Consider the following 15,651-nt stretch of genomic DNA (forward strand, 5'->3'; position numbering starts at 1 on the left):
ACGCAGAAGAAGCGATCTGGTCGCGCCGCTCGTCAGACGGCAGCCGGTTCCGGCAAGGCGCTTTGGCGTACAACGATCCGGGCGTGATAGGGAACCCGGGTATAGAGGTCGATGACGTCCTGGTTGATCAATCGGACGCAGCCGGCCGAGGTCGCCTTGCCGATCGACTGCCATTCCGGCGAACCGTGCAGGCGGTAGAGCGTGTCCTTGCCGTCCTGGAAGATATAAAGCGCCCGCGCGCCAAGAGGGTTCTTGATGCCCGGCTCCATGCCGCCGTTCTTCACCGAATAACGGGCAAGATGCGGCTGGCGCTTGATCATGTCGTCCGGCACCTTCCAGCGCGGCCAGGGCTGGCGCCAATGCACGATCCCCTCGCCTTGCCAGGCGAAACCGTCGCGCCCGATGCCGACGCCGTAGCGCATCGCGGTGCCGCCCGGCTCGACGACGTAAAGGAAGCGGCTCGCTGTGTCGACCACCACCGTGCCCGGCGCTTCTCCCGTCGGGTCAGGCACCCGCTGGCGGTAGAACTTCGGGTCGATCTGCTGGTAGGGTACCGCCGGAATGGTGTGGCCGCCATCCTCCAACGCACCGTAACGCTTCTGCAGCTCGGCCTCCTCCGGCGCCACGACCGGGCGCGCTGGGGCAGCCTGCGGCACCGGAGCCGGCGCAGTGGCGGTGGTCGTCGTCTGGCAGCCTGCCAGAGCGGCAGTCATGGACATGGAGCTCAGCAGGAATGAGCGGCGGGAGATCTGTCGGGAGGTGAACATAAAACGGCAATCCAAAGATGAAGGCCGGGTTCTTCCCGAACTAAGGCACCATCTCAAGGCAACGCCGATCACATAAACGGCATCGGTCGAGCTTTCGCCGCAGCTGTGGCTTTCTTGTCGATTCTCGTATTCTGCGCTTCTCAGGCGCGGTTGCTCCCCGCACTGATCGGCCACATGTGCCCGTACCAGCGCCACAGGATCAACAGCGTGCAAAGGCCGCCGATCGTCCCGTAGGTGGCGGCCACAATGCTGAAACCGAAATTGCCGATCAGCGGCCCGGAGACCAGAAGCCCGATGGGCAGGCCGTAAACCGCCTGCATCCGGATGCCGATGATGCGGCCAAGCAGTTCCGGCTTGACGCCCTGCAGAAGCAAGACGGCGAGCGGCAGCAGGCACAACATGGATGCCGCGCCGATCAGCATCAGCACGAAGAACCCGACCCAGACTGACGTCGTCTGGCCCAAAACGACGATCAGCACGTGCCACACGACGCTGAAGATCAGCATGGTGCGCGCCGGCGGGATCAACTGCCCGAGGTAACTGAGGACCAGCGATCCAGCCATGGCGCCGATGCCGGTCGCCGCCACCAGATAGCCAAGCGACGTTTGATCGGCACCATAAACTTCGCGCGTCAGGTAGGGCAGCAGGCCAAGCGTGAAGGGATAGGCCGTGAGGTTCACCAGGAAGGCCAGCACCACGGAGGCAAGATGTGATGGCGTGGCCCGCAGCGCCCGGATGGCGTCTATAAAGTCCCGGACTGGAGTGAAGGCGACATTCAGGGTCGACGTTACGGCAGCGGCCACCTTCACATCGCGCATCAGGATCGCACTCGTCCCGTAAAAGATGACGATGAAGAGATACCCCCATTGAAGCCCCAGCAGGCCGACAACCGTCGCACCCGTCAGCGCACCGGCAATGCGGGCGAGGTCGGTTGTCGTGCGCGACAGGCTGATTGCCGTCATCAGGCTTTCCCGCGGCACGATCTGGCTGGTCAGGACGTTGCGGATGCCGAGATCGGACGGCCGGATGAGGCCGCCGAGTCCCGCGATCAGCAGAGCCGAGATCGGACCCAGCAGGCCCGCGAATGCCAGCGCCAGCAGTGCCGCCGCAAGCACCGAATAGATCACTCGCATGTAAAGCAGGATATTGCTGTGCCCCACGCGGTCGCCGGCAAGCCCGAAGCCCGGCGCGATCAGGGTGCCGGCATATTGCAGCGAAGCGTAGAGCGTCAGCAGCGCAACGGAATTCGTCTCGGTCAGGATGAACCAGCCGAGAATGATGATTTCCATCTCGGTCGCGCAGGAGGTCAACAGGTCGGATGACCATTGGAGCCGGTAATTCCGGTTGGTGAAGGGCGCGAACATCTTGGACGTCATGGCCCGACTGTGGCCCGAAATCAGGAAGCCGAACAGCCACGGCATGAACTTCCCACAGATCAAGATGAGCGGGCTCTCGAAAACCTGTTATTTTGCCCGCTCGCCCCACCAGTGGTTTTGTTCGTCCTCGATATCCTGCAGCAGGCGCATTGCAGGAAGCACGGAGCGCCCGGTCACCCGCGGCGCACGACCCTGGCGCACAGCATCCACGAAGTCGCGGCTTACCTGCGCATTGTTATCCTGCTCGGAAAGCACCCGCCGCTCTTCGCCATCCACCGACAAGGTCCCCTTCAGGATGTCGAGCCGGTAGGCAGCTTGGTCAGTGACGACGAACACATCGAGGATGCGTTCCCTGGAATAGTAGGATCCGGTGCAGACGATCGACTGGTGCGGGCCGGTCTCTACCGTCGCGGTCATTTCCATCGGGATGCCCGTCGCCTCCAGCGGTGGCGGCATGATCGAGAAGGCCCGCAATTTCCGCTGGAACGCCGCTTCAGGATCGCCGCCGCCACAGAGCCACAGCCCTACATCCATGAGATGGGCGCCGTGGTGCCAGAGCAGGTTGTCCGTCCAGCTTCGCTTGAGCCCGGTCGAGCCGATGTTCTCGAGGCGATGCAGAAACAGCCGCGAATGAACGTGCCGCACATGCTCCCGTCCCTCCGCAACCCGCTCGCAAAGATCAATGTGCTCCTTGCGGAACCGCATCGGATGAGCGACGCCAAGCATTAGCCCCTTGCGTTCCGCCAGTTCGACCACGGCCTCCGCATCCGCATAACTTAGCGCGATAGGGATCTCGACCAGCACATGTTTGCCCGCCTCCAGCGCCTGGATTGCCATTGGGGCGTGCGTGTCGCTTGGACCGGCGAGGATCACAACGTCGACGTCGCCGCTCAGGGCTTCGGCATAATCCGTCGCCCAGTTCACGTAGCCATGATCCGTCGCAAAGGCTTCCGTCTTCTCCGCCATGTGCCCGACCAAGCTATGCAACACGCAGTCATATTTTTGAAGGCTTTCGGAGTGCCACGTGCCCATCATCCCGTGGCCAACCATGCAGATGTTCAAGGCGTTCCTCCCTCGGCAACCTCGATGCGTAACCATCTGGCGCACCGGAGCGCTTCGGCCAGTGCAACAGCTAGCGAAGCAGGCCGTCCCGGTCGAACTCCTCCCAGCCGGAAAGATCCGTCTCGGCGGCATCATTGTCAGCCGAAGATCGTTTCTTTGCCTTGGCGCCGCTCTTCAGCGTGCGCGTCAGCTTCGCCTTCAGCGCCGCCCGCCGCCGGTTCTCAATTGCCGCCGCGGCGTCCTCTTCGCGCCAGTCTTCGACGATGCCGCGGTCGAGCAGGTCCTCGACCACCCGAGGGTCGAACACGTGGAAGGTGATCTGCCGTGCCCGCCCCCGCAGCTTCACGGTGCGCGTACCGGCACTCGGCAAGCGGCCGTCTTCGAGCCAGCGGCGCCTCTCACCGGTGGTGATCGTCAGGATGTCCTCGATCTCGCGCGGGATGACCGGCAGGCTTTCGATATCGACAAGCGCCTTGCCGACGAGGCTCGACACCGAACGAAAGTCTTCCTCCTCATCCTCCGGCAACGTCAGCAACAGATCAATGCCCACCAGCGTCAGCGACTTGCGAACGGCCAGCGGCAACCGGGCCCGCAACTCCAGCAGAATACCCTTGGCACGCACCGCCGAACCGAGGGTCGCCGCAGGCGTCAGGGTCCAGCGCTGGACGAGCATCGCTTCGTTGTTTTTGTTCTTCTTCAACATGGCTCCGGAGATGGGAGATATGGCGCCGCGCGTCAACGTGGACGCCGACGTTGCAATCGATGGGAACAACCTGAATCGCGCCGCGTTCCAGCACCACGATCAACAGGAGGTTTGTTTCATGTCGACAACGACACGAGGCCGCGCACAGGATCGCGCACGCGTTGCAGGCGGCCAGGAGCACGAGGTTCGCTACGAGGCCAAGAAGGAAGGCGTCTCCAAGGATGCCGTCCGCAAGTCCGTGAAAGCGGTCGGCAACAGCCGGAACAAGGTCGAGGCGGACCTGGAGCGGAAGCACTAGGCGCCCTGATCAGGCGCGGCGGGCAGAGAGAAAATATACCACCACGGGCAGCATGGGCACAAAGTCTGAGGAACGGTCAGCTTTGCTTCCTATTGTAGTGAGTGAACGAAATAGCAGGAGAAGACATGACCGAGGATCTTTGGGACAAGCCCGTGGAACTGATGATCGAGAACTCGGACCATTTTCGCCGTGTCAGCAACACCCGGGAAGCCATTGCCTGCCTGGCGACGTCCTGGCCGAAGGACCGCTGCAAGGTGGTTGCCGCGGCCCGCAAGGTCTGTCTCAAAGCGCTGGACGGCAAGGCGACCAGCGCGCAGGCACAGGCCGCTTTCCTACGGGCAGCAGAGGACGCGGGCATCCTCCGCCATCACTAGGGCAAGCTGCGCATCACCCGTAGTGATGCGCCTCCACGTGAGCGGCAGAGCCACCTTCCTTGTATTCCGCCCAGGCCTGGCGCAGGATCTGCACCGCCGAACTCAGGAAGATGCCTGCCATGACGGCAGCGACCGCAAGGTCCGGCCAGGCGGTCGATGTGCCCCAGACGCCAAGGGCCGCGACCATGACGATGACGTTGCCGATCGCGTCGTTGCGCGAGCAAAGCCAGACGGAGCGGACATTGGCGTCACCGTCCTTGTAGGGCCGCAGCAGCACCACCGAGCCGATATTGGCAGCAAGCGCCAGAAACGCGATCCCGCCCATGACCTCGGCACTGGGAACCCCGAGAATGAGCGTCTGGTAGACGGTGGAACCGAACACCCAAATGGCCATCAACGTCAGGGATACCCCTTTGAACAGTGCAGCCGTCGCCCGGGTGCGCAGGCTCGCACCGATGACGGCGAGGCTGAGGCCATAGGTCACCGTATCGGCGAGGAAGTCCAGCGCGTCGGCCTTCAGGGCCTGTGACCCGGCCAGTTGGCCCGCGATCATCTCGGTGAGGAACATTGCCCCGTTGACCGCGATCACGATCCACAGGATCGCCTTGTAACGCGGATCCATGCCATCAAAGGTCGGCACGCCGGCAGAGCAGCAGGATGCTTCCGCATGCGAGTGGGAATGCTCGTGCCCGTGCTCGTGCGCATGGTCATGTTTGTGGTCGTGGTGATGCGCCTCAAGCTTATGCTCGAGATCGAGCGCAGGGGTCTCGCGCGACGAGGTTGTTTCGTGTTTGCAGCAGGGATCAGCCATTGACGTTCTCCGATTTGCACCCAACATAGTTCCTCTAGTGACTAGAGGTTCAAGGGCCTCTTGAAAGTTTTTCGGAGAATTTTGCAAATGGATATGTCGATCGGCGAGCTGTCGAAGCGCACTGCGGTGAAGGTGCCGACGATCCGCTATTACGAACAGATTGGCCTGCTGCCGGAGCCGCCCCGCACGGACGGCCAGCAGCGACGTTATGGAACAGCGGCACAGGAGCGACTGAACTTCATTCGCCACGCCCGCACCCTCGGCTTCGAGGTGGATGACATCCGCGAGCTGCTGACCCTCGCCGCGCATCCCTCGGAGCCCTGCGCCCATGCCGACGAGATCGCCGCCCGCCATCTTGCGGCGGTGGAAAAGAGGATCGAGCAGTTGCAGGCGCTCAAGGGCGAACTGGAGCGGATGCTCGAAGCCTGCCACGGCGGCAGCGTTGCAGAATGCCAGGTGATCGAAAGCCTGAGCCTTCCAGTCCCGCAATAGACCTCAGGCGCTGTGCCCTCGTTCCGAACGACGGAACATGGAACTTCTGCCCGTGCCGCTGGACAATGTCTGGGTTAAGCTCCTCGAATCGAACGCACGTGAGGACGTGACTTAGTAATCGGGGGAGCATTCATGCATTTTCAGGCAGACCATGCGGTCGGCATCCTGTTCGTGGCAATCGGCGGTATCGCGGTTTATCTTGGCTTCGACTATGGTTTCGGCGACATGTCGGAAATGGGCCCAGGGGCCCTTCCCGTGCTGCTCGGCACGGTGCTGTTCCTGTTCGGAATCGCGCTGATCATCCAGACCACGCTTGCCAATGCGGGCAGCTCGGGCACCAGCATCATGCCCCGCGAAGAGGTCCGGCCGTTCCTGGCGGTGCTTGCCGCCCTTCTCGCCTTCGGCCTGCTGATCGACCACGTGGGCCTGCTGCCAAGCGTGCTGGCGCTGATCGGCGTCGGTTGGCTCGCGGACAAGCGCAGCCGCCTGAAGGAACTGCCGATCCTCGTCACCGCCATCGTCGCCATCATCATCGGAATTTTCTATTTCGGTCTCGGCATTCCGTTCCATCTCGTTGACTGGAGCGTCTGATCATGCCGGACTTCTTCTCATCGATCCTGCTGGGGCTGCAGGTCGCTGCTAGCCTCGACAATCTCTTCTATTGCCTGCTTGGCGTCACGCTTGGCACCGCGATCGGCGTCCTGCCCGGTGTCGGACCGATCATCACCATTTCACTGCTCCTGCCCCTCACCTTCGGCTTGCCGCCGGAAGGTTCGGTCATCCTGCTCGCCGGCATCTATTACGGCGCGGCCTATGGCGGCTCGACCACCTCCATCCTGCTCAACCTTCCGGGCGAGGCTTCCTCCGCCATCACCTGCTTGGATGGCTACCAGATGGCACGCCAGGGCCGGGCGGGCTCAGCCCTTGCCATTGCTGCCCTAAGTTCGTTTTTCGCCGGCACCGTCGGCACACTGCTCATTGCGCTCGCCGCCCCCGCCATGGCTTCGGTCGCCGCCAAATTCGGCTCGGCCGAATATGCCGCCCTTGTGTTCTGCGCACTGGTCGCAACGGCCTCCATCGCCAAGGGTGGCTTCATCAAGGGCATCGGCTCAGCAGTGCTGGGCGTGCTCCTCGGGCTCGCTGGCGCCGATGTCGCGTCTGGCGTCTTCCGCTTTACCTTCGGCATTGCCGAATTACGTGATGGCCTCGACTTCGCCGTGCTCGCGGTGGGGCTTTTCGCGGTGTCCGAAATCATCACCACGATCGGCAGCCCCTCCTCGCCCGGCCTCGTCACCTCCAAGGTCGGCCGCCTCTGGCCGAGCCGCAGCGAATTTCGGCTCGCCTGGCCGGCAACGCTTCGTGGCACAGCCCTTGGTTCCTTCCTCGGCATCCTGCCGGGCGCCGGCCTCGCCATGAGCTCGTTCTCCGCCTACATGGTGGAAAAGAGCATTTCCCGAACCCCCGGCCAGTTCGGCGCCGGCGCCGTTGAAGGCGTCGCCTCGCCCGAAGCCGCCAACAATGCCGCGTCCCAGACAGCCTTCATCCCGACCCTGATGCTCGGCGTGCCCGGCAGCCCCGTCATGGCGCTTTTCCTCGGTGCGCTGCTTATCCAGGGCGTCAATCCCGGCCCCAGCATGATCACCAACAACCCGCAGCTCTTCTGGGGTCTTGTCGGCTCCATGTGGATCGGCAACCTGATGCTCGTCATCCTCAACCTGCCGCTGATCGGGCTCTGGGTGAAGCTGCTTTCAGTGCCCTACCACTGGCTTTACCTCTTCGTGCTCGCCTTTGCCTGCGTCGGCGTCTTTTCCATCAGCTTCTCCTCACTGCAGATCCTGACGCTCGTTGTCTTCGGTGCAGCCGGCTACCTGCTGAAGCGTGCCGATTGCAGCTTGGCGATGTTCATCCTCGGCTTCGTGCTTGGCCCCATGTTCGAGGAAAACTTCCGCCGCGCCATGTCCCTGTCGCGCGGTGATCCGATGACCTTCATCAACCGTCCGATCAGCCTCACCTTTGTGATCCTCGGCGTCGCGATCCTGCTCGCCGCCACCACCTCCTTTGTTCGAAAAGGGGCGCAGGAAGCCGCAGACTAAGCGAACAGAAACGGCCAGGGCATCCTGTGATGCCCCGGCCGTTTCTCATCCATGGAGATCTTTTACCGGCGCAGGCCGCGAAACAAGGACCCGATGTCCTTCACCTCATCGAGCCGCAGCAACGCGTCTGCCAGTTCCTCGCCTTCCGCCTCTGAGATCACGCCACGAACATTCGCCCGAAACTTCTCCAGATACGCCTCTCGGCTGATCGGATTGCGCCGGGTGCCCGGCATGTCCTCGATTGTATGGGTGAACACCTGCCCGTTCTTGAGCTCAATGGAGACCGTTGCCCGTGAACGGCTGATATCGGCCGCAGCCACCATGTCCGGGCGATGCACCACCTTGTCGGCCACCGCATTGATCACCGGATCGACGAGGCTCTCCGGTGCATAGGCATCCTTGTCCATCCGCCCCCGCACCAGCGCTTCCGCCACCGTATGCTGCAGGCTGATCCGCCCATGCCAGGAGGTCCGCGGCCGGCGTTTTTCCTCCACCGGCTCGCAGACGGTTGCAAAGGATCGCGGCATGATATCGCAATAGATCACCTCGACATCCTCCGGCCGGATGCCATGCCTGTCCCGAAGCGCAATCGTTGCCGCGATGAAGGGCACCATCGTGTAGGCGCAAGGATGCATCTTCGAAGCGATGTTCAGCACCTCCCAGCGCTCACCAAGTTCATCGGTCAAGGCGGAGAAGCGAAAGTCGGGCTTCGACTGGAAGTAGCTCTTGAACCAGCCGAACTTGCCTTCGAACACCGGAAACGGACCTGAAACGCCATGGCTCGCCAGCGCCACCGCGCGTACGGCAGCCGATGCCGCCATGCCGATATGCAGCGTCTTTGTCGACGTCCCGTCTTCGAAGGACGCAATCGAGCCAGCCGAAAGGCTTGCAGCATGGCCGATCGCATGCACCGTCTGTTCGACCGACAATCCCTTCAGGTGCGCCAGCCCCCAGACCGCCCCAAAGACACCGTAGACGGAGCTTGGATGAAAACCCACCTCATGCATTCGCACCGGGGACACGAGCCCGAGCCGGCAGAGAAGCTCGCTGCCGATCAGCGTCGCCTCCAGCAACTGCCTCCCCGAGAGCTCAAGCCTTTCGCATTCCGGCAGAAGCGCCGAAAGCACGACCCCGGTCGGATGGATGTTGGACTGGATATGGGTGTCATCGAACTCGAGCACTGCAGACATGACACCGTTGAGGAAAGCCGCCGGAGCCGGCGGCAATGGCGCCGCATCGGTAACCGTAAAGGCACTCCCGTGCCCGCCATCGGCTTCCCCCACCGCCTTGGCGGCCGCTGAAACCATCTCGAGCCGGCTCGACGCGACCATTACGCCGATCACGTCAAGTATCCGCAGGCGCGTGTTCTCCAGCACTTCGGGCGGCGCGTTCTCAAGCGGAAATCCGGTCAGCCAGTTGGCGACTTCGGCGCTAAGGGTCGGGGCGGTGGTGCGTCTTTCGAGCATGTGGGGATCCTGCTGCAACAAAAGCGCGACGCGCCACGGGCGGCGCGTCGGCTGATGTTCCTCGTGTCTTGTTCAGGGAAACTACTTCTTGCTGAGGTCCATGGTCTTCAGCAGTTCGCCGAAATATGCATATTCGGCTTCCAGTTCCTGCTGCAACTGCGCACTGCTCCGGTATCGCGGCGAAAAACCGGCTCGGGTAAGCGCGGTGCGGAACTCAGGGCTTTCGCTTGCCTCCTTCAGCGCCTTCTCGATCATTGCCACCAGCTCTGGCGGTGTCCCCGCCGGCGCCATCACCGCCTGCCAGCCGCTGGACCGCACGTCCTTCAGCCCCACTTCGCGGAAAGTCGGCACGTCCGGGAAATCGGCAAGGCGCGCATCGGCCGGTACTGCGATCGGCACGAGCTTTCCTTCCCGCGACGGCGGAATGACCATGGCATCGATCACGAACTGCACGTCGCCGGAAAGCAGCGCCTGCACCGCCTGGGAGGCCCCGCTATAGGGGATATGTTTCGCCTCGACACCCGCCACGCGCAGGAAATCGACGCCGATGATATGCCCCGTCGAGCCGACGCCGACCGAAGCATAGTTCAATACGCCCGGATTGGCCTTGCCGTAAGCTACGAGCTCCTCGTAACTCTTCACGCCGAGATCCGGCGGCACGCTCAGCATCCGCACCGACTCACTGACATTGGCGATCGCCACGAAGTCCTTCAGCGGGTCGAACCCGATCTTGTTCAGATGCGGCGCAACGGTGAAGATGGCGCTGCCGGCCAGGAGAAGCGTCGACCCATCGGCCTTGGCGCGCGCTGCCTTTTCAGTGCCGATCGTGCCGCTGGCGCCGCCGATGTTCTCGACCACGACCGTTGTTTTCAGGCGCTTGCTGATCTCTTCGGCAATCATCCGGCCCGTGATGTCACCACCGCCACCCGGCGCATAAGGTACGATCATCCGCACCGTCGAGATCGGATATTGATCCTCTAACCGCGCGGCGCTCGTGCCCATCACCATTGCCGCAGCAACGGCCAGCCCCGCCTTCACCCATGACTTCCAGTCCGCCATGATCCTCTCCTCCCACGGTATTCCTCACCTCCGACACTGTCAGCTGTGATGGGGAGATGCAATCGCTACGGCAGGGCGTTCCGGAGAGCGAAACCGACCGATCAATGGCGATGGCACGACGACGATCAGAAGCTGGTGATGACAGCGATGCCGGGCGTTTCGGCACGGTCGAGATTGACCAGTTCGGACACGGCGTCCGACAGGCTCACCTTCTTGGAAATCAACTGCTGCGGTGTCATCTTACCGGCGGTGATCATCGCCAGCATCGCGTCGTAACGCCAGGCCTGCATTCCGTGGCTGCCATAGATCTCGAGCTCGTGGCCGATCACCTGTGCCATCGGGATCTGCGGCGTCGCGTGCTCCGCCAGCATCAGCCCGACCTGCACATGCCGGCCGCGTCGGCGCAGGTTCTTGATCGAGTTGAAGCAGGTCGTCGGGTGCCCGAGCGCATCGATCGAGACATGTGCCCCGCCCTTGGTGATCTCCCGTACCGCTTCCACCACGTCGGCGACACTACTTGCATTCACCGTCGCGACCGCGCCACACTGACGCGCCAGCGCCAGCTTGTCTTCCGTCACGTCGATGCCGATCACATTGGCACCCAGAGCGGTCGCGATCATGATCGCCGAGAGCCCGACCCCACCGCAGCCATGCACGGCGACCCAATCGCCGGGCCCGGTGCGTGCCTGGTCGGCGACGGCCCGGAAGGAGGTGGCAAACCGGCAGCCGAGGCTTGCCGCCGTCGCATCATCGATTTCGTCCGGCAATGTTACCAGGTTGGTGTCGGCATAGTCGATCGCGACATATTCCGCGAACGATCCCCAATGGGTAAAGCCCGGCTGGAACTGGCTGGGGCAAACCTGCTGGTTTCCGGAATGGCATTCGGCGCAGTGGCCGCAACCGGACACGAAGGGAACGGTGACCCGATCGCCCACCTTGAAGCGCATGACGCCCTTGCCCGTCGCGACGACCTTGCCGGCCAGTTCATGGCCCGGCACATGCGGCAGGCGAATATCCGGATCATGCCCCTTCCAGCCATGCCAATCACTGCGGCACAAGCCGGTCGCCCCCACCTGGATGACCACGCCATCGAAGCTTGGCTCCGGATCCGGCAACGCCCGGATCTCCGGCATCTGCTCGAAGGCTTCGTAATACATGGCTTTCATGAGGTGGGTCCCAAAGCTACACCAAACACTCCCTGCCCGCTGCTACCTGGGCAGGATCATGAGCCTCAGGCTAAAGCAGTTTCGCTTGCCGAGGAAGCACCCAGCGCCCTGCGATCCAGATCACCAACGCAAAAAGCTCCTCGGGCGGGTGCTGAGGAGCTTGGCTGTATGAGGTTGTTTTGGAGATTGGTTGCGGGGGCAGGATTTGAACCTGCGGCCTTCAGGTTATGAGCCTGACGAGCTACCGGGCTGCTCCACCCCGCGTTGTTTTTGTTTCGGGTTTATGGCCCGTGAGGGAGTGTTGTGTGTCGAGAAGATTGGGATCCATCTTTTTGTGATGGCATTGCCTTTAATAGACCTGGCAGCGACCTACTCTCCCGCGTCTTGAGACGAAGTACCATTGGCGCTGGGGCGTTTCACGGCCGTGTTCGGAATGGGAACGGGTGCGGCCGCCCCGCCATGACCACCAGGTCAATTAAGGGCAATGCGATGAGAAGCTGGTTCACTTTGTGAGTGATTGTCTTGAACACGTCTTTTTCAGCGTTGCGTCTGCCGCTGTCGGCCAAAGGCCGCAAGCGCAAGGCGCGTCGCCGGTCGTCCGGCGCCCTCGCGGAGCATAGGCTCGTTTACGAGCCGCTCATGCGTGAGCGCTGAACGGATGGCACATCTTCGCGTCTTGCGACGCGTGATGAGCATGGTCAATGGGAACGATGAAGTCGATCGGGCTATTAGTACCGGTAAGCTTCATGCATTGCTGCACGTCCACACCCGGCCTATCAACGTGGTCGTCTTCCACGGCCCTGATAGGGAATACTCGTTTTCAGGTTGGTTTCCCGCTTAGATGCCTTCAGCGGTTATCCATTCCATATATAGCTACCCTGCTATGCCCTTGGCAGGACAACAGGTCCACCAGAGATATGTCCATCCCGGTCCTCTCGTACTAGGGACAGATCCTGTCAATATTCCTACACCCACGGCAGATAGGGACCGAACTGTCTCACGACGTTCTGAACCCAGCTCACGTACCGCTTTAATTGGCGAACAGCCAAACCCTTGGGACCTGCTCCAGCCCCAGGATGCGATGAGCCGACATCGAGGTGCCAAACAACCCCGTCGATATGGACTCTTGGGGGTCATCAGCCTGTTATCCCCGGCGTACCTTTTATCCGTTGAGCGATGGCCCTTCCACGCGGGACCACCGGATCACTATGACCGACTTTCGTCTCTGCTCGACTTGTCAGTCTCGCAGTCAGGCGGGCTTATGCCATTGCACTCGACGACCGATTTCCGACCGGTCTGAGCCCACCATCGCGCGCCTCCGTTACTCTTTCGGAGGCGACCGCCCCAGTCAAACTACCCACCATACACTGTCCCGGATCCGGATAACGGACCGCGGTTAGACATCCATGACGATAAGGGTGGTATTTCAAGGATGGCTCCACGAGAACTGGCGTCCCCGCTTCAAAGCCTACCACCTATCCTACACATGCCGACACGAATGCCAGTGTAAAGCTATAGTAAAGGTGCACGGGGTCTTTCCGTCTAACCGCAGGAACCCCGCATCTTCACGGGGAATTCAATTTCACTGAGTCTATGTTGGAGACAGCGGGGAAGTCGTTACGCCATTCGTGCAGGTCGGAACTTACCCGACAAGGAATTTCGCTACCTTAGGACCGTTATAGTTACGGCCGCCGTTTACTGGGGCTTCGATTCAAAGCTTGCACCTCTCCTCTTAACCTTCCAGCACCGGGCAGGCGTCAGACCCTATACGTCGTCTTTAGACTTCGCAGAGCCCTGTGTTTTTGATAAACAGTCGCTACCCCCTGGTCTGTGCCACCCCTTCATACTTGCGTAAAAAGGGGTCACGCTTCTTCCGAAGTTACGCGTGCAATTTGCCGAGTTCCTTCAACATAGTTCTCTCAAGCGCCTTGGTATACTCTACCTGACCACCTGTGTCGGTTTCGGGTACGGTCTGTACGGTGGAGCTATTTCCTGGAACCGCTTCCCCGCCCACTCAATCCAATAAGAGTGAACAAGTTACGCAATCCGTCACTACCACCAGGCCCACGAATATTAACGTGGTTCCCATCACCTACGCGTTTCCGCCTCGGCTTAGGGGCCGGCTAACCCTGCTCAGATTAACTTTAAGCAGGAACCCTTGGTCTTTCGGCGAGAGGGTCTCTCACCCTCTTTATCGTTACTCATGTCAACATTCGCACTTCCGATATCTCCAGCACTCCTCACGGATATGCCTTCACAGACTTACGGAACGCTCCGCTACCACGTGGATAAATCCACATCCTCAGCTTCGGTGCATGGCTTTAGCCCCGTTACATTTTCGGCGCAAAGACCCTTATTTAGACCAGTGAGCTGTTACGCTTTCTTTAAATGATGGCTGCTTCTAAGCCAACATCCTGGTTGTTTTGGGATCCTCACATCCTTTCCCACTTAGCCATGACTTGGGGACCTTAGCTGGAGGTCAGGGTTGTTGCCCTCTTCACGACGGACGTTAGCACCCGCCGTGTGTCTGCCGACTAGTACTCCTCGGTATTCGGAGTTTGGTTAGGATCAGTAAGACGGTGAGTCCCCATAGCCCATCCAGTGCTCTACCCCCGAGGGTATTCGGTCGACGCTCTACCTAAATAGATTTCGCGGAGAACCAGCTATCTCCGAGTTTGATTGGCCTTTCACCCCTAGCCACAAGTCATCCCAATCTATTGCAACAGATGCGGGTTCGGTCCTCCAGTTGGTGTTACCCAACCTTCAACCTGCTCATGGCTAGATCACTCGGTTTCGGGTCTAATGCAACTAACTAAAATCGCCCTGTTCAGACTCGCTTTCGCTGCGCCTACACCTACCGGCTTAAGCTTGCTAGTTACACTAAGTCGTTGACCCATTATACAAAAGGTACGCCGTCACTCTTTCGAGCTCCGACTGCTTGTAGGCATCCGGTTTCAGGTTCTATTTCACTCCCCTTGTCGGGGTGCTTTTCACCTTTCCCTCACGGTACTTGTTCGCTATCGGTCATGCACGAGTACTTAGGCTTGGAGAGTGGTCTCCCCATGTTCAGACAGGATTTCACGTGTCCCGCCTTACTCAAGGACAATCAGTGTTCTACGCCTACGGGACTATCACCCGCTACGGTCGACCTTTCCAAGTCGTTCGGCTTTATTCCTGATTGCCACTGGCCTGGTCCGCGTTCGCTCGCCACTACTTGCGGAGTCTCGGTTGATGTCCTTTCCTGCAGGTACTTAGATGTTTCAGTTCCCTGCGTTCGCTTCTTACACCCTATGTATTCAGGTGCAGATACCTTATCACAATGCTTGGAAACCTAAGCCGTATCGAAACACGACTTAAATTTTCCAAGCATTTAAGGTGGGTTGCCCCATTCGGAGATCCATGGATCAAAGCTCATTCGCAGCTCCCCACGGCTTATCGCAGCGTATCACGTCCTTCTTCGCCTGTGCATGCCAAGGCATCCACCAAATGCCCTTACGACACTTCATCGTTCTCATTGCCAATGCTCATCAGTTAGCTTTCATCCAAAGACAAAAGCAGCAGGGCTACCTTTTACAACCCCGCCATCTCATGATGCCATCGACGTGTTCGATCGGTCCGCTTTACTGGAGCTACGCCGAGCAGCTCTCTTGCGGCCGATCTTTAAGACCAGCTTCTCGAGATTAAATCCGGGTCCGTGCGGTTAGCAAACGGACATCAGTAAAGTCGTCAGAACCAAAACCGAAGTTTTGGCAACAACGACCGACCAGAGTGACAGGCTTCCTTTCTCCCCTGGCCCCTCCTTCGTATCCGGTCGGCTAGACCATCAACGACATCATAAGGACCAGCTTCAAACTTGAACCACCCTTAAGGTGACCCAAACCTGGAAGCCTCCAGATCAATCTTCTCTTCACGATTTTATGCAGAACAGGCACATCGCAATTGCAATGTGCAAACTTGTTTTTCTTCAGAAGACAACGGTGCGCG

13 protein-coding genes, 1 tRNA gene and 2 rRNA genes are annotated in these 15,651 nt (G+C 60.5%); 5 read left to right on the forward strand and 11 right to left on the reverse strand.

Annotation, left to right across the window (positions count from 1 at the left end; translation table 11 throughout):
* Window positions 1-32 precede the first annotated feature (32 nt).
* The 4 genes from CYG48_RS12395 to CYG48_RS12410 form a co-directional block, all read right to left on the reverse strand.
* A complete protein-coding gene (locus CYG48_RS12395) occupies window positions 33-767 on the reverse strand; it encodes a L,D-transpeptidase (protein ID WP_118850667.1) in 735 nt (244 codons plus the stop codon).
* Between the two features lie 140 nt (window positions 768-907).
* A complete protein-coding gene (locus CYG48_RS12400) occupies window positions 908-2,188 on the reverse strand; it encodes an MFS transporter (RefSeq protein WP_199925133.1) in 1,281 nt (426 codons plus the stop codon).
* A 42-nt stretch (window positions 2,189-2,230) separates the two neighbouring features.
* Entirely contained in the window at window positions 2,231-3,241 is a 1,011-nt protein-coding gene (locus CYG48_RS12405; protein WP_245450339.1) for a Gfo/Idh/MocA family protein, read from the reverse strand.
* Between the two features lie 34 nt (window positions 3,242-3,275).
* Window positions 3,276-3,908: a hypothetical protein gene (locus tag CYG48_RS12410; RefSeq protein WP_118850669.1), complete on the reverse strand. Its 633-nt coding sequence runs from the start codon at window positions 3,906-3,908 to the stop codon at window positions 3,276-3,278.
* 118 nt (window positions 3,909-4,026) lie between these two features.
* On the opposite strand from CYG48_RS12410, the gene CYG48_RS12415 reads away from it, so the two are divergent.
* Both CYG48_RS12415 and CYG48_RS12420 read left to right on the forward strand, forming a co-directional pair.
* Window positions 4,027-4,206, forward strand: coding sequence for a DUF3606 domain-containing protein (locus CYG48_RS12415; protein WP_118851640.1), 180 nt, complete (start codon window positions 4,027-4,029; stop codon window positions 4,204-4,206).
* A gap of 125 nt (window positions 4,207-4,331) precedes the next feature.
* Window positions 4,332-4,580: a DUF982 domain-containing protein gene (locus CYG48_RS12420; protein WP_118850670.1), complete on the forward strand. Its 249-nt coding sequence runs from the start codon at window positions 4,332-4,334 to the stop codon at window positions 4,578-4,580.
* Window positions 4,581-4,593: 13 nt separating this feature from the next.
* Here CYG48_RS12420 and CYG48_RS12425 read toward each other — a convergent pair whose 3' ends face one another.
* Window positions 4,594-5,391 (reverse strand): cation transporter, encoded by a 798-nt coding sequence (locus CYG48_RS12425; protein WP_118850671.1) that lies wholly within the window; start codon window positions 5,389-5,391, stop codon window positions 4,594-4,596.
* Window positions 5,392-5,478: 87 nt separating this feature from the next.
* Here CYG48_RS12425 and CYG48_RS12430 point away from each other — a divergent pair, with 87 nt between their 5' ends.
* The 3 genes from CYG48_RS12430 to CYG48_RS12440 all read left to right on the forward strand — a co-directional run bounded on the left by CYG48_RS12430 (window position 5,479) and on the right by CYG48_RS12440 (window position 7,976).
* Window positions 5,479-5,883, forward strand: a complete 405-nt coding sequence (locus tag CYG48_RS12430; RefSeq protein ID WP_118850672.1) for a MerR family transcriptional regulator — start codon at window positions 5,479-5,481, stop codon at window positions 5,881-5,883.
* A gap of 132 nt (window positions 5,884-6,015) precedes the next feature.
* Window positions 6,016-6,474, forward strand: a complete 459-nt coding sequence (locus CYG48_RS12435) for a tripartite tricarboxylate transporter TctB family protein (RefSeq protein WP_118850673.1) — start codon at window positions 6,016-6,018, stop codon at window positions 6,472-6,474.
* A gap of 2 nt (window positions 6,475-6,476) precedes the next feature.
* Window positions 6,477-7,976 (forward strand): tripartite tricarboxylate transporter permease, encoded by a 1,500-nt coding sequence (locus CYG48_RS12440; protein ID WP_118850674.1) that lies wholly within the window; start codon window positions 6,477-6,479, stop codon window positions 7,974-7,976.
* Window positions 7,977-8,038: 62 nt separating this feature from the next.
* On the opposite strand, the gene CYG48_RS12445 is transcribed toward CYG48_RS12440, so the two are convergent.
* The 6 genes from CYG48_RS12445 to CYG48_RS12470 form a co-directional block, all read right to left on the reverse strand.
* Window positions 8,039-9,442 carry an MmgE/PrpD family protein gene (locus tag CYG48_RS12445; protein ID WP_118850675.1) on the reverse strand — a complete coding sequence of 468 codons (1,404 nt, stop codon included), beginning with the start codon at window positions 9,440-9,442 and terminating at the stop codon, window positions 8,039-8,041.
* A gap of 81 nt (window positions 9,443-9,523) precedes the next feature.
* Window positions 9,524-10,501, reverse strand: a complete 978-nt coding sequence (locus CYG48_RS12450) for a Bug family tripartite tricarboxylate transporter substrate binding protein (protein WP_118850676.1) — start codon at window positions 10,499-10,501, stop codon at window positions 9,524-9,526.
* Window positions 10,502-10,626: 125 nt separating this feature from the next.
* On the reverse strand, window positions 10,627-11,667 hold the full coding sequence (locus tag CYG48_RS12455) for a zinc-dependent alcohol dehydrogenase family protein (protein WP_118850677.1): 1,041 nt from the start codon (window positions 11,665-11,667) through the stop codon (window positions 10,627-10,629).
* A gap of 187 nt (window positions 11,668-11,854) precedes the next feature.
* Window positions 11,855-11,931 (reverse strand) — tRNA-Met (locus CYG48_RS12460).
* A 92-nt stretch (window positions 11,932-12,023) separates the two neighbouring features.
* Window positions 12,024-12,138 (reverse strand): 5S ribosomal RNA (gene rrf, locus CYG48_RS12465).
* 236 nt (window positions 12,139-12,374) lie between these two features.
* A 23S ribosomal RNA gene (locus tag CYG48_RS12470) occupies window positions 12,375-15,174 on the reverse strand.
* Window positions 15,175-15,651 lie beyond the last annotated feature (477 nt).

The organism is Neorhizobium sp. SOG26, assembly GCF_003491345.1.
GTDB classification, from domain to species: Bacteria; Pseudomonadota; Alphaproteobacteria; order Rhizobiales; family Rhizobiaceae; genus Neorhizobium; species Neorhizobium turbinariae.